Source organism: Arthrobacter sp. Dra40 (assembly GCF_059091905.1).
This window is the reverse complement of record NZ_JBNHHB010000025.1, coordinates 1-21,952: the sequence shown is the minus strand read 5'-3', so window position 1 is coordinate 21,952 and position 21,952 is coordinate 1. Positions and strand designations below refer to the sequence as shown.

At 67.8% G+C, this 21,952-nt stretch carries 19 protein-coding genes and 2 riboswitches; of the genes, 11 read left to right on the top strand and 8 right to left on the bottom strand.

The window, feature by feature from the left end:
* The first annotated feature begins 302 nt into the window (after positions 1-302).
* On the top strand, positions 303-1,487 hold the full coding sequence (locus tag AC5RWT_RS13180; RefSeq protein ID WP_494080574.1) for a TerC family protein: 1,185 nt from the start codon (positions 303-305) through the stop codon (positions 1,485-1,487).
* Positions 1,488-1,745: 258 nt separating this feature from the next.
* Positions 1,746-2,903, top strand: a complete 1,158-nt coding sequence (locus AC5RWT_RS13175) for a baeRF2 domain-containing protein (RefSeq protein WP_494080573.1) — start codon at positions 1,746-1,748, stop codon at positions 2,901-2,903.
* Positions 2,904-2,971: 68 nt separating this feature from the next.
* On the opposite strand, the gene AC5RWT_RS13170 is transcribed toward AC5RWT_RS13175, so the two are convergent.
* Both AC5RWT_RS13170 and AC5RWT_RS13165 read right to left on the bottom strand, forming a co-directional pair.
* Positions 2,972-4,861 (bottom strand): glycogen debranching N-terminal domain-containing protein, encoded by a 1,890-nt coding sequence (locus AC5RWT_RS13170; protein WP_494080572.1) that lies wholly within the window; start codon positions 4,859-4,861, stop codon positions 2,972-2,974.
* 121 nt (positions 4,862-4,982) lie between these two features.
* Positions 4,983-5,246 (bottom strand): hypothetical protein, encoded by a 264-nt coding sequence (locus AC5RWT_RS13165; protein WP_494080571.1) that lies wholly within the window; start codon positions 5,244-5,246, stop codon positions 4,983-4,985.
* 107 nt (positions 5,247-5,353) lie between these two features.
* On the opposite strand from AC5RWT_RS13165, the gene AC5RWT_RS13160 reads away from it, so the two are divergent.
* The 7 genes from AC5RWT_RS13160 (at position 5,354) to AC5RWT_RS13130 (ending at position 15,163) form a co-directional block, all read left to right on the top strand.
* Positions 5,354-6,031, top strand: a complete 678-nt coding sequence (locus AC5RWT_RS13160) for a GntR family transcriptional regulator (protein ID WP_494080570.1) — start codon at positions 5,354-5,356, stop codon at positions 6,029-6,031.
* Positions 6,032-6,127: 96 nt separating this feature from the next.
* Positions 6,128-7,510, top strand: coding sequence for an MFS transporter (locus tag AC5RWT_RS13155; protein ID WP_494080569.1), 1,383 nt, complete (start codon positions 6,128-6,130; stop codon positions 7,508-7,510).
* A 36-nt stretch (positions 7,511-7,546) separates the two neighbouring features.
* Complete coding sequence (locus tag AC5RWT_RS13150) at positions 7,547-8,599, top strand: S66 family peptidase (protein WP_494080568.1); 1,053 nt, start codon at positions 7,547-7,549, stop codon at positions 8,597-8,599.
* 126 nt (positions 8,600-8,725) lie between these two features.
* Positions 8,726-9,238, top strand: coding sequence for a mycothiol transferase (locus AC5RWT_RS13145; protein WP_494080567.1), 513 nt, complete (start codon positions 8,726-8,728; stop codon positions 9,236-9,238).
* Between the two features lie 100 nt (positions 9,239-9,338).
* Positions 9,339-9,439, top strand: a riboswitch (glycine riboswitch).
* Positions 9,440-9,555: riboswitch (glycine riboswitch) on the top strand.
* Between the two features lie 54 nt (positions 9,556-9,609).
* Positions 9,610-12,489: an aminomethyl-transferring glycine dehydrogenase gene (gene gcvP / locus AC5RWT_RS13140; RefSeq protein ID WP_494080566.1), complete on the top strand. Its 2,880-nt coding sequence runs from the start codon at positions 9,610-9,612 to the stop codon at positions 12,487-12,489.
* A gap of 38 nt (positions 12,490-12,527) precedes the next feature.
* Positions 12,528-13,658: a glycine cleavage system aminomethyltransferase GcvT gene (gene gcvT, locus AC5RWT_RS13135; RefSeq protein WP_494080617.1), complete on the top strand. Its 1,131-nt coding sequence runs from the start codon at positions 12,528-12,530 to the stop codon at positions 13,656-13,658.
* Between the two features lie 77 nt (positions 13,659-13,735).
* On the top strand, positions 13,736-15,163 hold the full coding sequence (locus AC5RWT_RS13130; RefSeq protein ID WP_494080565.1) for an L-serine ammonia-lyase: 1,428 nt from the start codon (positions 13,736-13,738) through the stop codon (positions 15,161-15,163).
* Here the strand turns inward: AC5RWT_RS13130 and AC5RWT_RS13125 are convergent.
* Positions 15,160-15,921, bottom strand: a complete 762-nt coding sequence (locus AC5RWT_RS13125; protein WP_494080564.1) for a hypothetical protein — start codon at positions 15,919-15,921, stop codon at positions 15,160-15,162. The two genes, AC5RWT_RS13130 and AC5RWT_RS13125, sit on opposite strands and share 4 nt — an antisense overlap.
* 259 nt (positions 15,922-16,180) lie before the next feature.
* On the opposite strand from AC5RWT_RS13125, the gene AC5RWT_RS13120 reads away from it, so the two are divergent.
* Both AC5RWT_RS13120 and AC5RWT_RS13115 read left to right on the top strand, forming a co-directional pair.
* Positions 16,181-17,527, top strand: coding sequence for an NAD(P)/FAD-dependent oxidoreductase (locus AC5RWT_RS13120; RefSeq protein WP_494080563.1), 1,347 nt, complete (start codon positions 16,181-16,183; stop codon positions 17,525-17,527).
* A 278-nt stretch (positions 17,528-17,805) separates the two neighbouring features.
* Positions 17,806-19,053 (top strand): MFS transporter, encoded by a 1,248-nt coding sequence (locus AC5RWT_RS13115; RefSeq protein ID WP_494080562.1) that lies wholly within the window; start codon positions 17,806-17,808, stop codon positions 19,051-19,053.
* A 20-nt stretch (positions 19,054-19,073) separates the two neighbouring features.
* On the opposite strand, the gene AC5RWT_RS13110 is transcribed toward AC5RWT_RS13115, so the two are convergent.
* The 5 genes from AC5RWT_RS13110 to AC5RWT_RS13090 all read right to left on the bottom strand — a co-directional run.
* The gene (locus tag AC5RWT_RS13110) at positions 19,074-19,925 is read right to left on the bottom strand and encodes a DNA-3-methyladenine glycosylase family protein (protein ID WP_494080561.1); all 852 of its coding nucleotides are present in this window, start codon (positions 19,923-19,925) and stop codon (positions 19,074-19,076) included.
* A gap of 3 nt (positions 19,926-19,928) precedes the next feature.
* Entirely contained in the window at positions 19,929-20,321 is a 393-nt protein-coding gene (locus AC5RWT_RS13105) for a universal stress protein (protein ID WP_494080560.1), read from the bottom strand.
* Between the two features lie 146 nt (positions 20,322-20,467).
* On the bottom strand, positions 20,468-21,070 hold the full coding sequence (locus AC5RWT_RS13100) for a DNA-3-methyladenine glycosylase I (protein ID WP_493966828.1): 603 nt from the start codon (positions 21,068-21,070) through the stop codon (positions 20,468-20,470).
* A 65-nt stretch (positions 21,071-21,135) separates the two neighbouring features.
* A complete protein-coding gene (locus AC5RWT_RS13095; protein ID WP_494080559.1) occupies positions 21,136-21,801 on the bottom strand; it encodes an alpha-ketoglutarate-dependent dioxygenase AlkB family protein in 666 nt (221 codons plus the stop codon).
* On the bottom strand, positions 21,798-21,952 hold a 155-nt coding region (locus AC5RWT_RS13090), incomplete at its 5' end, for a methylated-DNA--[protein]-cysteine S-methyltransferase (protein ID WP_494080616.1). The genes AC5RWT_RS13090 and AC5RWT_RS13095, both read right to left, overlap by 4 nt.

Genomic DNA, 21,952 nt, shown 5'->3' with positions numbered 1-21,952 from the left:
GGTGCGGGGTGGGGAGGTGGTGCCCGGCCGGTGCGGGGTGGGGCCGCTGCCGATGTCGCACCGGCGTCCAGGAGCACGGCGACGGTTATGCACAGGCCGCCCGGTCCATATCACCCCGGATATCGCGGGGTGCATTAGGCGGGCACCGCCGTCGTCGTTAGACTGACTGATGCGTAAGGGAGTATCCCCATGCGCTGCAGCCGTCAACACGTAGGGCACCGATGCCCGGCCGGCTGCAGCGACCGGCCTGGCCGGAGGAGAGACTTGCGGGCTCACCGCTACCCGCTTACGAAAGGGAATTCATGAGTGTTCCTCCCCTGATCTGGGGCATCACGATCGTCGTCATCCTGGCGCTGCTCGCCTTCGATTACTTCTTCCACATCCGCAAGGCGCACGTGCCCTCGCTGAAGGAAGCAGCCATCTGGTCCGCCCTGTATGTGGGCATCGCCATCGTCTTCGGCATTCTGGTTTTGGTCTTCGGCGGCGTGGAGATGGGCTCCGAATACTTCGCCGGCTACATCACGGAGAAGGCGCTCTCGGTAGACAACCTGTTTGTTTTCCTCATCATCATCGCCAGCTTCGCCGTTCCCCGCGAAGACCAGCAGAAGGTGCTGCTGTTCGGCATCGTCTTCTCGCTGATTGCGCGCACCGCGTTCATCTTCCTCGGCGCCGCCCTGATCAACTCCTTCGCCTGGGTGTTCTACGCTTTCGGCCTGATCCTGATCATCACGGCCGGCAATCTGCTCAAGCCCAGCCACGGCGGCGATGAGGCGGACAACTTCATCATCCGGTTGGCCCGGCGCTTCTTCCACACCACCGATTATTACGACGGCGACAAACTGTTCACCATCCAGAACGGCAAACGCGCCCTGACGCCCATGCTGCTGGTCATGGTGGCGATCGGCGGCACCGACATCCTGTTCGCGCTGGACTCCATTCCCGCGATCTTCGGCCTGACGCAGAACGTGTACATCGTCTTCACTGCCACCGCGTTCTCGCTGATGGGCCTGCGGCAACTGTACTTCCTGATTGACGGCCTCCTGGACCGGCTGATCTACCTGTCCTACGGTCTGGCGGCGATCCTCGCGTTCATCGGCGTGAAGCTGATCCTGCATGCGCTGCACGAGAACAACCTGCCGTTCGTCAATGACGGACAGCCGGTTCCGGTCGTTGAGATCAGCACCGGGGTCTCGCTCACGGTCATCATCGGTGTCCTGATCATGACCGTTGTTGCCTCGCTGATGAGCAAGGCCGGCAAGGCCCAGAACGCCATCAACAACGCACGCCGGCACGCGGTCAGCTACATGGACCTCTCCTACACGGCCGATCCGGCAGAACGTGAACGCGTCTACAACCTGCTGGTGGAAGAAGAACGCCAGATCGTGCAGATGGATCCGAAGTACCGCAACAAGGCCAAAGACGTGGACAAGATCCGCGAACAAGTGGCCGAAGCCCACCGCCAGCACGCGGAATACCAAAGGGGCTAGGGCACACCGCAGGCCAGCTGCCAGGAGACATCACGGCCGGTAGGTGCGGTCCCGGCGGACGGTCCGTCAACCTGCCGATGACGGTTACACCGCACTCCGGCGGCCCAGGAGCGAGGGCGCCGGACCGGCCGGGGAATGATTTCCCGGGCCGGTCCGGATAAGTTCTGCTGCCTCTTCAAGGGCAAATCCTGCGGTGCTACGGTGAGGGCTACTGATCAAGAAAACCCGCATCTCCAACCGCCCGGGAAGGTGATCACGATGACCGAGCAGGTCAACACGTCCCATGCAGCGAACAAGAAGTACGCCGAGCTGTACAAGAAGCCTGGGCCTTGGATCACCGTCTACGTCGACGCCAGCACGGGCACCGTGGAGACACTGCGGGCCGGGGATGTACTTCCGGACAAGCTGAGTGACTCGCTCGAAAAACAGGGCGCCTCGAAAGCGGACATCCAGGCTGTGATCGACGCCGTTTCCCCCGCCACCGGTGTTCCCTCTCCGGTCAGCCGCTACGTGGTGGTCCGTGGCGGTGAGGTTGAAATCAACGAGGTGCTCCCGGGGGAGATGGCCGGCCCGGAAGTTGTGCAGGCCGGCCCGATTCCGGACCTGGTGCCCCTGTTCAAGGCGCGCGGCGACGACTTCCCCTATGTCGTGGCGGAGGTGGGACGCGACGGTGGCGAAGTACACCTTCACTACGCTCGACGCAACGGAGTGGCCGAAACGAAGACGGTGGAGGGCGAGCGGGAAAACCTCACCAAAGTCCCTGGCGGGGGGTGGTCCCAGGGCCGCTACCAGCACCGCACCGAGGAAATTTGGCGCAAGAATGCCGATGAGATCGCTGGCGAAATCGACCGCGTGGTGCAGGCCAGCAAAGCGCGGCTGCTGATTGTCGCCGGGGACATCCGGGCCCGGGAGTTGGTGGTCGAGCAGCTGTCCGAAGCCAGCCGCGCGATCGAATCCACCATCGAGTCCCATACTCGCACCGGTGGCGCGGACAAGGACGCGCTTCGTGCCGAAATCGCCGCGCGCGTGGCCCACGTGTGGACCGAACAGCGCAAAGCCATTCTGGACCGGCTGGCCAACCAGACCGGCCAGGCCCATCCCGAGTGGACCGTGGGGTTGGGCGAGTGCATCCGCGCACTGCAGCAGGCGCAGGTCGGCACCCTGATCATGAACGACGGCGCTATCGCCGACCATCACGTGCATGCCCTGACCGCCGAACCGTGGATTGCCACAGCGGGTGAGCAAGCGGTGGGCGGCGAACTGCTGGCCAAGGTTCCGGCCCCGGCGGCGTTGGTGCGCGCCGCGGCGCTGACCGACGCCCGGGTGGCCATGGTCCCCGAAGGTGCGCTTCCCGGAGGAAAGAGCATCGCGGCCCTGCTCCGCTGGCCCACCGGACCGGATGTGCCACGGGGCTAGGACCCGTCGCGGCGCGGGGCTGGACGGCGTCCTCCCGCGGGCAGGTTCTAGTCAGCCAGGTGGGGAGCCTACAGCGCCGTGGCGCTGAATCCGCCCAGGGCCAGCGCCACCGGCACCGCGGCAGAGGCAGCCCCGGCGTGCGGCCGGCAGGCAGACGGATACGGCAGCGGAGGCCGGACCTCCATGGCAGACTGCCCGCTGAAGAGTTCCGGCAGCCGGTAGTCGAATCCCTCTGCCGCGTCCAGCAGTCCTGCCGCCAACTGGGCTGCCTCATCCTGGAAGCCGGTGCGCAGCAGCCCCATCACGATCCATGCCGTGTCCTGCGACCAGACCGCCCCGGCACGGCGCCTGGTGGGCCAGTACCCGGGATTGGCAGTGGACAGGCTGCGAATGCCGTAGCCGGAGAACAAGGTGCGGTCCATCAACCGCGCAGCCACGGTCCGGGTCTCCTCGGGGTTCAGCAGTCCGGTGCCCAGCAGATGTCCCATGCCGGACCCGACGCCGTCCACCGCCTGTTTTTGGTCATCGAGCGCCATCGCCGGATACGGGCCGGCGTCGTCGGAGCACCAGAAGCGGCTGCGGAAATTCTCCGACAGCCCGGACGCGTAGTCACGCCACTCCCCGCCGGAATCCGTTTCCCCGAAGTAATCCAGCAAGACCGCCGCGGCCCGGGCTGCCTCGTAGGCGTAGGCCTGCAGTTCCGCGGGCGCCACGGTACCGGCTGCTGTGCCGCCGTCCAGATAGCGGTAGGCACCGCGGGTATCACCGGACCCCTGGTGCGCCGGACCCTGAAGGGGCCCAACCGGCGTCTCCAGGAAGCCGTCACCGTCGAGGTCGGCTTCGTGGCGCAGCCAGTCCAGTGCGGCCTCCAAGGCGGGCAGCAGGTCCCGGACGGCATCCTCCGGCATCCCGGAGTGCCACGCGTCATGCAGCAGCACGATCCACAGCAGCGTGGCGTCCGGTGAACCGTACAAAACAGCGGGAAGCTGCCGGACCACGGCGTCCGACGGCATCGAGAGCCGGCGCTGCCGCACTTCCTGGACCATAAGGCCGGGAAGCTCGCCGGTTTCTTCCGACTCGGCCGTGCCCTGCCACCCCGCGACCGCCCGCAGCGTCCCCTCCGCAACCCCCAAGTCGACCGGCAACAGCAAACGTGCGGCGACCAGCGCTTCCCTGCCGTACAGGGTCAGGAACCAGGGTGCACCCGCCGCCAGGAAGACGTCGCCCGGAGTTTCCCGGCCGGCCATGCGCAGGCTGTTGAGGTCGGTCATGGAGCGGCTCATCAGCCGCTGCAGCCGGGGATCGCCCGCTAACGAGGCCGTGCGCAGCGGGGGCGCAGCCGCGGCAGTCAGCGGAGCCCCGGCGTCGTCCACTTCAAGACCCCAGGAAAGGACGACGACGGCGCCCGGCTTGAGCACCTCGGTCCACTCCAACCGGACCAGGCTGCCGTCAAAGCTGGTCCGGGCTCCTTCGGCCGTCAGCGCGGCGCGGGTGTTGTCCCGCCAGCTCCACGATGCCTGGCCCGGCGCCACCGAACCGGCCTCGCCGGCAGCCCCCGCCCGCACCTGCTCCAGCGGAATGGCGTCGGCCACCACATCGACCTGCACCTGGAGTTCCAGCTCCCCCTCAAGGGCAGAGGTGAACGTGAGCGTCTCGGTCAGCCGGCCGCCTTCCACCGCCCGCGAGCGGTTCACGGTGACCACGGGATCGGTGTCGTCCGTTGCGGTCCGAATGAAGGAGAGGAAATCCGCGCGTCCGGCGGAGCGCGACTGCGTGGAAATCCATTCCGGCTCCTGACCGTTCACCGTCAACAGGCAGCGGGCCAGCACCCGGTCATCCCCGCAGTAGGCACCTTGGGCGCCGGTACCCCGGATCTGGCCGTGGGGCTCGCTCCACACCTGGACGGGCGCTGCAAAAACTCCCGTGAGGTCGTGCAGATACGGCTGGCGGTAGAGCATGGACTCATCTTGGCAGGATCGGCAGCCGCAGAACAGTCTGACGCCGGCGGGCCAATCACCCGCGCCGGCCGGCATGCAAGCCCGCCGGCAGTCAGGCCAGCGGCCAGCAATCCGGAGGGATTCAGGTTCCGGTGCTCGACACGGCGGCGTCCCGTCCGCCAGATGCTGTGCCAGGGGTCCAGGAAAGGTTGAACCGGACCCCGGTTTCCGTCTCCTCAATGACCAAACGCAGATCTTCGCCGTAGAGCTCCGCTTGCGATGCGGACCCGTCTTCGCACTGCTGCAGCAGGTCAGCCACGGCGGTCGCCATCGCCCGGCCCCAGTCGTGAGGGTTCTTGCTGTTGGCGGTTGCGGTGGCGGTGTAGGTGGCGTTCATCCTGCGCACGTCCTGACTGCACGTTTAGAACCTGCCGCACGACGCTGTGCCGCAGGTCTCACCAGAGTAGCCATCGCCGTGACCGTGATCTACCTTTTCGCGTACATTACTCATATGTGACGCCAGTCATAGTCCGGCAGGAGGTCGTCATCATGGGCAGCGGGGCGGAGCAGGCGGAACGCGATGAGGTGGTCCGGAGGCTGCGGGAGGAAATCCTGGCCGGCCGTCTTGAACCCGGCTCCCCGGTAACCGTTGCCGGCTTGGCGGGACACCTGGGCATCGAAGACGCACTGGTGCGCGGAGCCGTGACTGTGCTTGCGGAGGAAGGCCTGATTGAGGCAGCCGGACACGAACACCGCATCGCGAATCCCGGCCGGCTGCAGGCCGTCCAACTTCTGGACGTGATGGGCGTGGTGCTGGTCGCGTTGTTCGAACGGGCCGCGCCCCGGTTGACCCCGGCCGAGATCGATTCCATGGCTGCGCTGGCAGACGAGCTGCGGACAGCCATCCAGCGGGAGGACATGCTGGCCTCGCACCGCATCATGGGCAGCCTGGTGGACATCATTTTGCAGGCAGCGGACCACCAGGAACTGCGGGCTGTGAATACCCATGTGCTGGACCGCTCGCTGGCACGGCTGCACCTCTTCCAACACGCCGAGGCCTATCCCATCTGGGTCGATGGCTGGCGGGAAACCGTTCAGTATCTCCAGCGCGGCCAGCATGAGGCGGCGGTGGAGAGGCTGCGGCGGACTTTCTGGATCCTCGCTGAGGAACTGGCTCCGGAGAATTCCTAGCCTGCCTCCCGGGCAGGCGGGCCGGGACGGGATAAGGTGAATCCCGGCCGGTGCGACCCCGGCCGCCCACCCGGCCGTTCGACCCATGGACCACGCTTGACCTCGCCCGCGCAACAGACTGCCGATACCCGCCCGAACCCTGATTCCACCTCTGGCCCACATTCCACCCCCCGGCGGACCGCCCCGTTTGCCGGCCGGTTGACGGTCCTCTCCGGCATCCTGCTGCTTGCGCTCAGCTTGCGGCTGGCCGTCTCCGGCGTGTCACCCGTTCTGGCTGACATTGCCGCAGAGCTGCCCTTCGGCACCGCTTCCACCGGCGTGCTGGGCATGTTGCCCACCGCAGCCTTCGCTGCTGCCGGTTTCGCGGTTCCGGTGCTGCTGCGGTGGCTTGGACTGGAAGCCCTGTTGCTGGTGGCAATCGCCATGGCCGCGTTCGGACAACTAGGCCGCGCAATGGCCACCGATGTGCCGTCGTTCCTGGTCCTCTCCGGCCTGACCATGGCCGGTTACGGCATCGGCAACATTCTGCTGCCGCCACTGGTGAAGCGCTATTTTCCAGACCGGATGGGCATCGTCACGGCGCTTTACGTGACATTGCTGGCGGTCAGCACGGCGTTCAGCCCGCTGCTGGCGGTGCCGCTGGAGCAGGCTGCCGGCTGGCGTTTCTCGATCGGAATCTGGGCGTCGGTGAGTGTTGCGGCACTGGTGCCGTGGCTGATGACCGTTTGGACCGAGCGCACACGCCGCCGGACCGCGCACATGGTGCTGCAGCCCTACCGGCCCGGCGGGCTGGAAATCCCCCCGCCGGAGGAGCGGTATCAAGCACCGCCAGTTGCCGAATCGCACGGTAACGGAGCGGGAACCGCAGCCGGTTCCGGCAGCACGACGGCGGTGCGCCTCTGGCGCTCGCCCGTCGCCTGGGGGGTGGCGCTGGTCTTCGCCGGAACCTCGTCAAATACCTTCGCCATGTTTACGTGGCTGCCGCCCCTGCTGGTGGACAGCGGAATGCTGGCGCCGATGGCGGGCACCATGTTGGCCTATTACGCAATCCTGGGTTTGCCGACCAGCTTGCTGGTGCCGCTGATCGCCGCGCGGCTGCGCAATCCGCTGGGGTTGGGCCTGCTGTTCATCGGCTTCTACGCGGCCGGATACGCCGGGCTGCTGCTGTCGCCCTCCTTCGGCACGTGGCTGTGGATCACTTTGGCCGGGCTGGGCCAGGGCACCTATGCCATGGCACTGCTGCTGGTGAACCTCCGGACCCGCACCACTGCCGGCGCCGGAGCACTCTCCGGATTCGCACAAGGCATCGGCTACACCGTTGCCTGCGCCGGTCCGCTGGCCTTCGGGCTGCTGCGCGATGCCAGCGGCGGCTGGGGGGCTTCCTTCGGCCTGCTGGCTGCGGCCTTGCTGGTCCTGGCCGTGGGCCTGGTCATTGTGGGGCGGCCACGGTACTTGGAGGATCCGGCCCGCGGCGAGTGACGCCCGCTGGCGGATTGCCCGTGGTTGGATGGGACGATGCCGACCAGTCATGGCCCCGCGTCTCCGCCCAAGCTGAAAACGGGGGATCAGATCGCAATCTTGTCTCCGTCGTTTGCAGCTCCCGGGTTGGCGCCTGATGTTCACGAGCAGGCAATGCGTCGTCTCGTCGCCGAAACGGGGCTGGTCCCGGTGGAATACCCGACCACCCGAAAGCTGGGTGCTTCGGCCGCTGAGCGTGCGGCGGATTTCCATGCCGCGTTAGTGGACCCGGCCATCCGGGCCATCGTCGCGACGATCGGCGGTGACGACCAGATCTCCGTCATCCCTCACCTGCGCGCGGATCTCGCCGCCGCGCACCCGAAAATCTTCATGGGCTACAGCGACAACACGAACCTTTTGAACTGGTTGTGGTCACTCGGAATAGCAGGCTATTACGGCGGTTCCACCCAGGTGCACCTCGGAGCCGGGCCGCGCATCGACGACGTTCACCTCGCGTCGCTGAAGGCAGCGCTGTTCACAGGCGGTGAGTTGGAGATTGTTGACCCGGGCGAGTCCGAGGACTTTGGGCCGGACTGGCTGACTCCGGAAGCCCTGGTGGATTTCGGCCGGCGCGAGCCCACGCAGCCGTGGACCTGGGCGGGGCCGGAGCGGGAAGCAACCGGCCGCACCTGGGGCGGGTGCCTGGAGGTCATCGATCAGCTGGCGATGGCTGATCGGCTGCCGCCCCGCAAGGCGCTCGAAGGATCGATCCTGCTGCTGGAGTCGAGTGAGGAGCTGCCTCCTGCCGTGTGGGTCAAGAGGTGGCTCCGGGCGTTGGGGGAAAGGGGCATCCTTTCAGCGGTTGCGGGAGTCATGGTTGCGCGGCCGCCGGTGAGCAGCCACGACAAGGTCCCGCCAGCAGACGAGCGGTCCGCGCTTCGGGACGCGCAACGCGATGCTGTCCTTGCCGAGATGAGGCGCTACAACGATCAGGCCGTGGTCTGCATCGGAGTCCCGTTCGGCCACACCCGGCCACAATGGATTGTGCCCTACGGCGGCACCCTGCGGCTGGATGGCCGGAAGCGAACCGTCACCGCGGACTACAGCTAACACCTCATGGACGGGCCCCTGACGAGGGACGGCGCTGTCACCGCCGGTTGTGACCTTGAGGAAACCTGTTCCACGCAACGGCACGGGTCGGTAGGCTGGCGCAAAAGTCGACCACGAGGAGGCGCCGTGAAAGTCAATGAGCTGCTGGCCGATGCCTACGGCCGGATCCAGGAACGTGTGCATGCAGTGCTGCAGGGGCTGGATGCCGGGCAAATGGCCGCCCGGCCAGGCGGCGACAGCAACTCAATCGCCTGGCTGGTATGGCATCTGACGCGCATCCAGGACGACCACATTGCCGACGTGGCCGGCACTGACCAGTACTGGCTGACCGGCTGGGCCGAACGGTTCGACCTGCCGCTGCCCAGGAAAGACCATGGCTACGGCCACACACCCGAGCAGGTCGCTGCCGTTCGGGTGGAATCGGCCGACCTGCTGCGCGGCTATTACGACGACGTCCATGCCGGCACCCTGAAATATCTGGCAGGACTGACAGAAGAGGACCTGGACCGGATTGTCGATACGCGGTGGGACCCGCACGTCAGTCTGGGTGTCCGGCTGGTCAGTGTCCTGGACGACTGCCTGGAGCACATCGGCCAGGCTGCCTACGTGAAAGGCATGCTCGCCCGCGCCGAGGCGTAGCGGCAACGGCCGCCGGTGACCGTGCTGCGGGAGTCGCCGCCTTGTTGCCCGCCAGCGGCTCGACTACCATCAAGGAGATAGAAACAACTGCATAAGCCTTCGACATGCGGCGGGAGAGTCCTGCTGAGCACTAGGTCAGCAGGCGCCGTAGGAGCAATACCTCCCCAGGAATCTCTCAGGCCCCTGTACCGCCGCGGAGAGGCAACTCTGGAAAGTAGCCGGACCGTCCGCGGACCGACTCACCGACGGTGCAAGCAGGAAGCGGCCCTGGGCCGAAGCCTGCGGAATCTCTCAGGTTCAGCCACAGAGCGGGGAGGAACCCTTCACTACCGGTACGGCCATGCCGTGCCGGGGATCAACGGAGTTCCTCAATGACGGCTAAATCCAACATCGGCACCCGGCCCGGCAGCGCTTCCTTCACCGACCGCCACATCGGTCCGCGCCGGAACGACGCGGAAACCATGCTCAAGCAGCTGGGTTACGGCAGCATCGACGACCTGGTGGACGCGGCGGTGCCCGCCGACATCCGCCAGCAGGAACCGCTGGCCCTGCCCGCCGCCCGCAGCGAGTCCCAGGTGCTGGGGGATCTGCGTGCCCTCGCCGGGAAGAACGTAACGGCCGTGCAGATGATCGGCCAGGGCTACTACGACACCATCACTCCGGCCGTCATCCGCCGCAATGTGGTGGAGAACCCGGCCTGGTACACCGCCTACACCCCGTACCAGCCGGAAATCTCGCAGGGCCGGTTGGAGGCGCTGCTGAACTTCCAGACCATGGTCCAGGACCTCACCGGGCTGCCAATCGCCAATGCCTCGCTGCTGGACGAAGCCACCGCCGTAGCCGAAGCCGTCCTGTTGATGCGCCGGTCCAACAAGTCCAAGTCCGCCGGCAAGACCGTGCTGGACGCGGACCTGCTGCCGCAGACCATCGCCGTCGTCAAGGGCCGGGCCCAGGCACTGGACTTCGACGTGGAAGTGGCAGACCTTTCCGCCGGGCTCCCCGACGGCGACATCTCGGGCATTGTGCTGCAGCAGCCGGGAGCCTCCGGCCGCGTGGTCGACCACGCCCCGGTGATCGCCCAGGCCAAGGAACGCGGCGCCCTGGTCACCGTGGCCGCCGACCTGCTGGCCCTGACCCTGATCACCCCGCCGGGCGAGCAAGGTGCGGACATCGCCGTCGGCAATACGCAGCGTTTCGGTGTGCCGCTGTTCTTCGGCGGCCCGCACGCGGCCTACATGGCCGTGCGCAAGGGCCTGGAGCGCTCGCTGCCCGGCCGTCTGGTGGGCGTCTCCAAGGACGACGCCGGCCGCCCCGCCTACCGTCTGGCTTTGCAGACCCGCGAGCAGCACATCCGCCGCGAGAAGGCCACCTCCAACATCTGCACCGCGCAGGCGCTGCTGGCCGTCGTCGCCAGCATGTACGCCGTCTACCACGGCCCGGAGGGGCTGAAGGCGATTGCGCAGCATGCCAACGAGGCCGCCCGCACCCTGGCCGGCGTGCTCACCGGTGCCGGCTTTACCCTTGCCGCGGACCGGTTCTTCGACACCCTCACGGTGAAGGCTCCCGGCAAGGCCGCGGAGATCGCCGCCGCCGCGGAGGCCAAGGGCGTGAACCTGCGCCGCATTGACGCCGACCACGTGGGCATTTCCGCTGATGAAACAACGACGGCGGAGCACCTCGCCCTGGTTGCCGAGGCCTTCGGTGTGGAGGACGCCGCCGGCAAGACCGCCGAAACCGCCGGAAACACCGGCTTCGAGCTGCCGGATGACCTGCTCCGCAGTTCGTCCTACATGGACCATCCTGTGTTCCACAGCCACCGCTCCGAAACCCAGATGCTGCGCTACCTGCGCCGGCTGTCCGACCGCGACCTGGCGCTGGACCGGACCATGATTCCGTTGGGTTCGTGCACCATGAAGCTGAACGCGACGGCGGAAATGGAGGCGATGACCTGGCCCGAATTCGCCTCCATCCACCCGTTCGCCCCGGCTAGCCAGACCGCCGGCTGGCGCGAACTGATCGCCGATCTGGAAGAACGCCTCGCGGCGATCACCGGTTATGCCGGCGTCTCCATCCAGCCCAATGCAGGTTCGCAGGGCGAATACGCGGGCCTGCTCGCCATCCGGCGCTACCACCTGGCCAATGGCGACGACAAGCGTGACGTCTGCCTGATCCCCGCCTCCGCGCACGGCACCAACGCTGCCTCGGCGGTACTGGCCGGCATGAAAGTTGTGGTGGTCGCCACGGCTCCGGACGGCACCATCGACCACGCGGACCTGCGCGCCAAGATCGACCAGCACGCGGACGCGCTCTCGGCCATTATGATCACCTACCCCTCAACGCACGGGGTGTACGACGCCGATGTGCGCGATGTCTGCGAGGCGGTCCATGCGGCCGGCGGGCAGGTCTACATCGACGGGGCCAACCTCAATGCGCTGGTAGGACTCGCGCAGCCGGGCAAGTTCGGCGGCGACGTCTCCCACCTGAACCTGCACAAGACCTTCTGCATCCCGCACGGCGGCGGCGGCCCCGGCGTCGGGCCGGTAGCGGTGGCCGAACACCTGGTTCCGTTCCTGCCGGGCAACGCCGCGCTGGCCGAACACGAGGGCAAGGGCGTGCCGGTCTCGGCCACCGAGTACGGCTCGGCCGGCGTACTGCCGATCTCCTGGGCTTACGTGGCCATGATGGGCGCCGAAGGCCTGACCGAGGCAACGAAGAGTGCCCTGCTGGCCGCCAACTACGTCGCCAAGCGGCTGAACGAGCACTTCCCGGTGCTCTACACGGGCAACGACGGACTGGTCGCACACGAGTGCATCCTGGACCTGCGCGAACTCACCGCGAAGTCCGGCGTGACCGCCGAAGACGTGGCTAAGCGCCTGATCGACTACGGCTTCCACGCGCCCACGCTGTCCTTCCCCGTGGCCGGCACCTTGATGGTGGAGCCGACCGAGTCCGAGGACCTGGGGGAGATTGAGCGGTTCATCGACGCGATGGTCGCCATCCGCGGCGAAATCGACCAGGTGATCAACGGGGAATTCCCGCTGGAGAGCAGCCCGCTCCGGCTGGCCCCGCACACCGCCGCGGCCGTCATCAGCTCCGACTGGGACCGCCCCTACACCCGCGAACAGGCGGCCTTCCCGGTCCACGGCCTGCAGGTGGACAAGTACTTCGCCCCGGTCGGACGGATCGACGGCGCCGCCGGCGACCGCAATCTGATCTGCAGCTGCCCGCCGCCCGAAGCCTTCGAGAACTAGGAAAGGGTCAGTACTCCGTGACTACCGAGACCACCACCATGCCCCGGCACACCGCGCTCTACGAAGAACACGAGCGGCTGGGCGCCTCCTTCACCGACTTCGGCGGCTGGATGATGCCGCTGAAGTACAGCAGCGAACTGGCCGAGCACCACGCCGTGCGCAACAGCGCCGGCCTGTTCGACCTCTCGCACATGGGCGAAGTCTGGGTCACCGGCCCGGAAGCCGGGAAGTTCCTGGACTACGCACTCGTCGGCAAGCTCTCCGCCGTCACCGAGGGCCGGGCTAAGTATTCGCTGATCTGCACTGCAGATGGCGGAATCATTGACGACCTGATCGTCTACCGGCGCCCTGCCGTCCAGAACGGGGACCGCTTCCTGGTGGTGCCCAATGCCGGCAACGCCCCGACGGTCGCCGCGGAACTCGCCGCACGCGCCGAAGGCTTTGACGTCACGGTGGAGGACGCCACGGCCGAGACGTCGCTGGTAGCAGTCCAGGGCCCCAAGTCCGTGGAGATCCTGCTCCAACTGGTGCCCGCCAACCAGCACGCCACGGTGCAGGACATGAAGTACTACGCCGCCGACGAGGTGGACTTCACCGTTTCCGGCGCGCCGCTGAAGCTGCTGCTGGCCCGGACCGGCTACACCGGCGAGGACGGGTTCGAGATCTACGTCCCGAACACCAACGCCGCCTCGCTCTGGAATGCCTTGCTGGAAGCCGGGAAGAGCGCCGACCTGCTGCCGGCAGGGCTGGCCTGCCGCGACTCGCTCCGGCTGGAAGCGGGCATGCCGCTCTACGGCAACGAGCTCACGATGCAGACCAGTCCCTTCGATGCCGGCCTGGGCGGCGTGGTGGCGCTGAAGAAGGACGGCGACTTTGTGGGCCGCGAGGCCCTCGAGGCGCAGAAGGAAAAGGGCTCACCCCGCAAGCTTGTGGGGCTCAAGGGAGCCGGTCGGCGCGCCGGCCGCTCCCACTACCCGGTGCTGAAAGACGGCCGGACCATCGGCGAAGTCACCTCCGGACAGCCCAGTCCGACGCTCGGCTACCCGGTGGCGCTGGCCTATGTTGACGTGGAGTACGCCGAACCCGGAACACGGGTGGACGTTGACCTGCGCGGCAAACCGGAGCCGTTCGACGTGGTCGAGCTGCCCTTCTACCGGCGGGGCAGGTAACCGCTGAGCGGCGGAGAAGAACCGCGGCACTGCGGGCCCGTTGTGCCTGACCATTGCCTGATACGGAAAGGGATGACATGGCTGTAGGCGTTTTCGATCTTTTCTCCGTGGGCATCGGCCCCTCCAGCTCGCACACGGTGGGCCCCATGCGGGCTGCCTCCGTGTTCGTGCGGGAGGTGGCTGACGCCGGCCTGCTGGACCGGGTAGACGACCTGCGCGTGGACCTGTACGGGTCGCTCGCTGCCACCGGCCGGGGGCACGGCACGTTCACCGCCGTGCTGCTGGGGCTGGAAGGCTTTGAACCGGAACAAATCCTGCCGGCGCAGGTCGAAGAGCGGCTGGCGGACATCGCCGACTCCGGCCGGCTGCAACTGGGGGCCGAACTGCCCGGCGCCACCGCCCGGCCGCTCGACTACGGCGTGCAGGATATGGTGCTGCACCCGCTCACGGTGCTGCCCCGGCACACCAACGGCATGACGTTCCAAGTGCTGGAATCAACCGGCGACGGCGAGGCCCGCCTTCTGCACGAAGCCACCTTCTTCTCCGTCGGCGGCGGCTTCATTGTCCGCGGCGGGGAGGAGCAGGCCGCCCGGGAGGAACTGGAGTCCTCCAAGCAGCAGTTGCCCTATCCGTTCCGCACCGCGGCCGAGTTGCTCGAGCACTGTCGCAACACCGGACTGGGCATCAGCGACATCATGATGCTCAACGAAGAAGTTTCACGCCCGCGCGAAGAAATCGAGGCCGGACTCGTGCACATCTTCGACGTGATGGAGGAGTGCAAGGACTCCGCGATCCGCCGGGAGGGCGACCTGCCCGGCGGACTCAATGTCCGCCGTCGTGCCCCCGCCTGGCACGAGCGGCTTCGCAAGGAGGACCCGGACCGGGACCACAAGTACTGGCAGGAATGGGTGAACCTCGTGGCGCTGGCGGTGAACGAGGAAAACGCCTCGGGCGGGCGGGTGGTTACCGCGCCCACCAACGGGGCCGCCGGAATCATCCCCGCCGTGCTGTTCTACGCCACGCACTACGCACCGGGCATGGAGCACGCCACCCGAGAGGACAAGGAGCAGGTGGTGGTCAGGTTCCTGCTGACCGCCGGCGCCGTCGGGGTCCTCTACAAGGAGCAGGCCTCCATTTCCGGTGCCGAGGTTGGCTGCCAGGGCGAAGTCGGTTCGGCGTCGTCCATGGCTGCCGCGGGGCTGGCCGAAATCCTCGGCGGAACCCCCGCCCAGGTCGAGAACGCGGCCGAAATCGCGATGGAACACAATCTGGGGCTCACCTGCGACCCCATCGGCGGGCTGGTGCAGATCCCGTGCATCGAACGCAACGCCATCGGCGCGGCCAAGGCCGTAAACGCGGCCAAGATGGCGATGATGGGCGACGGCACCCACCGGGTGTCGCTGGACCAGGTGATCGTGACCATGCGCGAAACCGGGCGCGACATGAGCGACAAATACAAGGAAACCGCCACCGGCGGCCTCGCGGTCAACGTCGTGGAGTGCTAGGACGCCAGGTCTTCGACGGCCTGGGCCGGCCGGGCGGGCTCCGGGACTAGGGACGGGCGCCGCGGCGGCATCGGCGGCCGGCGCGGGACCGTGGGCTTCCGCGCGCCCGGCAGGCAGGCGGGAGCTCCTGGCCCGCCCGGCTGCGTGAAAGATACTGGCCGCGCCTGCTGCGCCTGCTGCGCCTGCTGCGCCTGCTGCGGCACGTCCGGCCGGCGTCCGGCGGCGACACATGGCTCTTTGGCGCCTGAACCGTGCCGGATGGCACCCGCCCGGAGCCGTCCCGCCCCCGAGCGGAGCCGCCCGGCCCCCGTCCCGAGCCGTCCGGCCCCTGAGCGGAGCTTTTCGGCACCGGACGTGGCGCCGCCACCAATGCGGCTGGCAGCCGGACCCACTGTGCGGCCCAGCTCCTGGACCCGCCGTGCGGCAGCGCGCCATGGCAGCGCGGAAATCGCCCGGGCGACAGCCCGGATGGCCGCGAAAAGCCGGTTTGCTGCCGGCCGGCGCCCGTCCGCTGCGGGCCGATTGAGTGCCATCAGGACGCCTGCGAGCAGGCCGACCGGGATGGACACCAGCACGGCGACGGCACCGGCGTACATGGCCAGGAAAAGCTTGGTGGGGGAGTCGAACATTCCCGCGACAAATGCTGCCGCTCCCAGCAGCAGCCAGAGCCAGAACACTACAACGCCAATCAATGTGGTGCGGGCCCTGCGGTAGGTACGGGGCGACCGCCCGCGCACTGTGTGCTTCGCCGCCTCCACCGTTTCCTACTCCCCAACAACAGCCCCGCGAGCCGGGGCACTTGAGCACATTGTAGGTCGCCGCCCGAGCGGGAACGGGCAGGGCACGCCGATGGTCCGGGCCGGCGCGATTGCCGCACGACCGGCGACTGCCTCACGCCAAGGGTTCAGCTGCGTAAGGGCCGGTGCTAGTCTGGCCGCAGGCCGGCCCGAACGATGCGGGCGCAGGATGCACCAGGACCACTGAATCACTGTCGCCAACAGAGAGGGAGCCTGGACTATGTCCACTTCAGCGACGCCTCACATACTCATTCTGGGCGGCGGCTACGTCGGCCTTTACACCGCGTGGGGGATCCGCAAGCGGCTGGCGCCGACTGAAGCACGGATTACCGTGGTGGAGCCCAACTCCTACATGACGTACCAGCCGTTGTTGCCGGAAGTAGGCGGCGGGGAGATCGAACCGCGGATCGTCACCGTCAACCTGCGCAGGGCGCTAAAGAACGTGGACATCGTCCGCGGCAAGCTCGTGTCCCTGGATGTGCAGGCCAGGAACGCGCGGCTGCATGAGATCGGTGGCGATGACTTCTCGGTGGACTACGACCACGTCGTGTTTGCCCTCGGCGCCGTCACCCGGACTTTCCCCACGCCGGGGCTTCAGGAGCACGGCATTGGGTTCAAGACGGTGGAAGAGGCGATCTACTGCCGGGACAAGGTGCTGGACAATGTGGCGCTGGCCGCCGGCACCAGCGACCCGGACGAGCGGGCCAAAGCGCTGACCTTCGTGGTGGTCGGCGGCGGCTATACCGGCGTGGAAGCCCTCACCGAGCTGAGCGACCTGTCCAAGCTCGCCGTGGACGCGCATCCGGAGCTGGACCGGTCCCAACTGCGCTGGGTGCTGATCGAGGCACTCGACCGTGTGGCCCCCGAGGTCGGGCCGGCCCTCTCGGAGTGGACCTTGGGCCAGCTGCGTCAGCGCGGCATCGATGTGCGGCTGAAGACCACCATGCCCTCCTGCGAGGACTCCGTGGCCGAGCTCAGCACCGGCGAACGCATTCCCGCCGGCCTGATCATTTGGACGGCAGGGATGAAGCCCAACCCGGTCCTGGATGACACCAACGTTCCGCGCGGCCCGAAGGGGCACGTCAACGCGAACGCGCGGCTGCAGGTCATCGACGATGCCGGCCAAGTGGTGCAAGGCGCCTGGGCCGCGGGCGACTGCGCGCAGGTTCCGGACCTGGCCGCGGAGAAGCAACCGGCCTATTGCCCGCCCAACGCCCAGCACGCGGTTCGCCAGGCGAAACTGCTGGCCCAAAACGTCGTCAACGCCGTGCACGGCCACGGACCGGCCGAATACAGGCACAAATCGCTCGGCACGGTGGCCACTTACGGGGTCGGCCGAGGCGCGGCCAAGATCTTCGGCTTCGACCTCAAGGGAAAGCCCGCATGGTACGCCGCCATGGGCTACCACGGGTTGGCGCTGCCGACCTGGATTCACAAATGGCGCCTGCTGGCAGGCTGGAGCCCGCTGGTCTTCGGCGATCGGGACATTACGTCCATGGGTGCGGTCCAGCAGCCGCGACGCGCTTTCGTCGAAGCGCATGCCGACACGCAGAAGGGCAGGAAGTAGACCCCGGCTGCAAAGCACGGCCCTGGGCCAGTGAGCCCCGGGGCCCTCAGGGGTCCCCTAAGTTCCCCTGGGATCACCGCCGCCGAACCGCACGTTCCCAGTATTAACGTGCCGGTCCGTGCGCCGTAGCGGCGGCCGTCACCGAAAGTGCCGCCGCACGTGAGCCAGCTCTCCATTGTTACGGCGGCTGACCCTTCTGCTGCGATGCCTGCGCCGGAAGACGGTACCCGGGAGTACCCTGCTGGACGGAGCCCAATCCGGGCAGCAAGGAGTGCAGCATGTCCACACGGCCCAGCGGCGCACTCCTCTTTGTCCTCACCTGCGCGATGGGCGTCGGCCCGCTGCTGAACTACGGGCTGAGCACCGTCAGCCCGCTTGTCATCCAGGACCTGGACATCAGCGAGGGCCAGTTCGGGCTGTTGGCCACGGCCATTTTCGCCAGCGCCGCGGTCTGCAGCATGTGGCTGGGCAAGCTCAGTGACCGGATTTCCAACCGTGCGCAGCTGGTGCTGATCTTCGCCGGCACGGCCGTTGCCCTGCTGGTCGCCGCACTGTCCCACCACTATTTGGTCCTGATCGTCGCAGCGCTGCTGGCCGGACCCGCACAGGCCATCTCCAACCCGACCACCAACCGGATCATCATGACGCAGGTTCCGGCACCCAAACGCCCTGGCTGGATCGGCGTGAAGCAATCAGGCGTCCAGGGCAGCCAGCTGTTCTCCGGCCTGTTCTTCCCCGCCGCCGCCCTCTGGGCCGGCTGGCAGGGCGCCACCGCCATGGCCGCCGTCGTCGCCGTGGGACTGCTGCTCTACGGCCTGCGCAAACTCCCGGAAGATCCACCGACGACGGCGGTGCGGCCGCCGGCCGCCCGTGCTTCCCCTGACCGTCCGGCGCCCTCTTCCGCCGGCAAGGTCCCCGGCGAAGCCGGCGCCCCGCCCCGGTTCCCGTTCTCGGTCTGGATATTCGCCGGCTACGCCCTGCTCTCCGGCCTGGGCATGCAGGCCACCAACGTCTACCTGCCGCTGTTCGCCGTTCGGGAACTGGGGTTCAGCCTGGTGATGGGCGGCGTGGCAGCCGGCGTCTCAGGCGTGGTCGGCGTGACGTCCCGCGTGCTCTGGGGGCGGCGGATGGCCAAGGGCGTGCGGGCCTCCACGCTGCTCATCCTGCTCGGGATCGGCGCGCTCGGGGGAGCAGCTGCATTCCTCGCCTCGGGTTCGCTGGGCATCCCGGCCTTGCTCTGGGTGGGCGTCGTCCTGCACGGTGCCACCGTGTTGGGCACGAACGTGGTGGTGATAGCCGGCGTCATGCGCGTGGTACCGGCCGAGCGGGTCGGGGCGGCTTCCGGCATCGTGTCGATGGGGATGTATGCGGGTTTCGCTGCCGGGCCGCTGTTCATGGGCCTGTTGCTGGAGACGACCGGCAGCTTCCACGTGGGCTGGTTGCTGGTAGGTGCCGCGTACCTGCTGTGCTCGCTGCTCGCCGTCGTCCTGCGGGCGTACGGCAACCGCGCCGGCGTTCTCCGCTGACCGAGCACGGTGCATGGGGGCTAGGGAAGGTAAGCCGCAGCAGTCCAGAGGTGGAAGACCGCGTACGCCCGGACCGGGGCCCATGATTGGCCCAGAGCGCGTGCTTCTTTGGCCGTCTTCACGCCAAGGGCCCGCTGCAGCACCAGATCGCCCGCCGGGTAGGCGTCACGGTCGTGCAGCGCCCGCATGGCCAGGTACTCGACGGTCCACGCGCCGATCCCGGGCAGCGCCAGCAGGCGCCGCCGGGTGTGGGCGTGGTCTGCGTGCGGAGAGATGCGGAGTCCGTCCGCGCAGGCCTCCGCCAAAAGATGGACGGTGCCGGCGCGGGCGCCGGTCAGGCCGACGGCCGTCCGAATGGCATCCGGGCCCGCGCTGGCCAACAGGTCCGGGCCGGGGAAGAGCGCCAGACCGTGGGCAGGGGAGCCGAAGGCCGCCACCAGGCGGGCGGTGAACGTGCGGGCTGCAGCCAGCGAGACCTGCTGGCCGATCACGGTGGAGACAGCACCTTCGAAGCCGTCGGGGTAGCCGAGGATGCGGAGTCCGGGGCGGTTCGTCAGCAGCGGCCCGACCACCGGGTCTCGGCCCAGCACCGCCGCCACCCGCTTCGGTTCCAGGTCAAGGTCGAGCCAGCCGCGCGCCGCCGTTGTAATCTCCCCACGGACGGCAGCGGAATCGCTGCGGATGTCCAGGGTGACGGCGTCCGGTGACAGCGTGGCCGTGACCGGGACCGGGCCGGCGCTCGTGTTGAAGAGACGGGTGCAGGTGCCTGCGGTTGGATCGACGGTTTCGAGGCCGGGTACCGCGTGGGCGGCCAGGGCCGCCAGTGCGGCGGCGTCGTCGAACGGTGGAGTAAGCGGCAGGTTGACCTGCATGGATCAGCGGGCCTTGACCGCCAGGACCGGGCAATCGACGGTCAGCAGGATCTCCTGGGCGGTGCTGCCCATGATCAGCTTGCCCACCGGGGAGCGCCGGCGCAGGCCGATGACCAGCAGCGAGACCGAGAGTTGATCAACCATGTCCACGATCTCTTCCACCGCGTCCTTGCCGCGGACGAACTGCTTGAACTCGCTGTCCAGGCCGGACTTGTGCAGTTCCTGCTGCACCCAGGTCGCGTCGTGGGCATCAGCGAACGACTCGTCCTTCTGCGTTCCGCCGGGGCTGGCGTTGACTACCACCAGCTTCTCATTGTTCTGCGTGGCCATCTGAATGCCCTTGCTCAGGGCAGCACGGCCCTCCGGGCGCGGGGCGTAGGCAACAAGAATCGTCAACGTGGTCTCCTTACCGGATAACTCCTGCGGTGCCGGCAACAGGGGCGGGAGGGCGGGTCACGGTCCCCCATGCCGGCGGGTGCACTACATTGTGGCACGCCTCTCACCGCGTCAGCGGCTGCGTGAACTGAATGTGAAACCGGGCGTCAGTTCCAGACGCCGGAGGTGCCCCGGCGGTGGCTGTCCACCAGATGGGTGTCAATCATGCCGATGGCCTCCATCAGGGCGAACATGGTGGTGGGGCCCACGAACGCGAAGCCGCGCTTGCGCAGCGCCTTGGACAGCGCGACGGACTCCGGGGACGTGGTGGGCACATCCTGGATGTGCCGTGGGGCAGGAGTGCTGGCCGGTTGGAAGGACCAGACGAAGTCGCTCAGGCCGCCCTCGGCGCGCAGCGCAATGGTGGCGTTCGCGTTGGTGATGGCCGCGTTGATCTTGGCGCGGTTCCGTACGATGCCGGCGTCCTGCATCAGCCGCTCAACATCGTCCTGCGTGTACCCGGCAACGGTGTCTACGTGGAATCCGCGGAACGCTTTCCGGAAGGCCGGGCGCTTGCGCAGGATGGTGGCCCAGGAGAGCCCGGCCTGGAAGCCTTCCAGAGTAATGCGCTCGTAGACGCCTTGTTCGCCGCGGACCGGCATGCCCCATTCGGTGTCGTAGTACTCGCGCAGCATCGGATCGGTGGCGGCCCATGCCGGCCGGGCCAGACCGTCGTCGCAGAGCACGACGCCGGAAGCGGTTTTCTCCATGGTTTGATTCTCTCCTACACTGTTGGCCGTGATGGCCTGTCCTGCCGGTACCGGCGGCGCAGCGCTTAGCCCAGGCCGGTGACCCGCATGGTCAGGTTAAGCCGTCCGCCAGTCAGTCCGCAGGCAGGATCGGCGGTGCCCGGATAGATTTTGGGCACGCCGTGGTAGGCGAACCGGGCCGGTCCGCCGAAGACGAACAGGTCACCGGAGCGCAGCCGGAGATCGGTGTAGGGCTTGGTGCGCGTTTCGGTATTGCCGAAGCGGAACAAGCAGTCATCGCCGACGCTGAGCGAAACCACCGGGAAGTCCGTTTGCTCGTCTTTGTCCTGGTGCATGCCCATCTTGGCGGTGTCGTCGTAGAAGTTGATCAAGGCAGTGTCGGGCTCATAGCCCTGGCCGGCAGCAGGATCGTCATAGGCATCGGCCAAGGCACGCCTGCCCCACTCGGCCAGCCAGCCGGGAAAGTCCAGCACGCGGGCGCCGTTCACGTCGTCGGCTGTGCGGGTGTACTTGTACGGCGCCCAGTGCCAGCCCAGGCACAGCGTCCGCACGCTCATCTCGTGGCCGCCCGGCAGCTTCGCCGCACGGTAGGGGACCGGTCCGCGGCCGAACTCCCGGCACGCTTCGACCAGTTCCCGCTGCTGCTCCACGGTCAGCCAGCCCGGCACATGGACCGCGCCCGGCGCGATCCCGCGGGGGCCGGCCGGAGCGTCGTCGAACAAGGTGCTCACGCCGCTGCCTCCAGGCCCAGCAGGTAGGCCTTCGCATCCGGTCCGCCGAGGTACCCGCCGAAGGCGCCGTCCGAGCGCAGCACGCGGTGGCAGGGCACGACGACGGGCAGCGGGTTGGTGGCGCAGGCGCTGCCCACGGCGCGCACGGCCT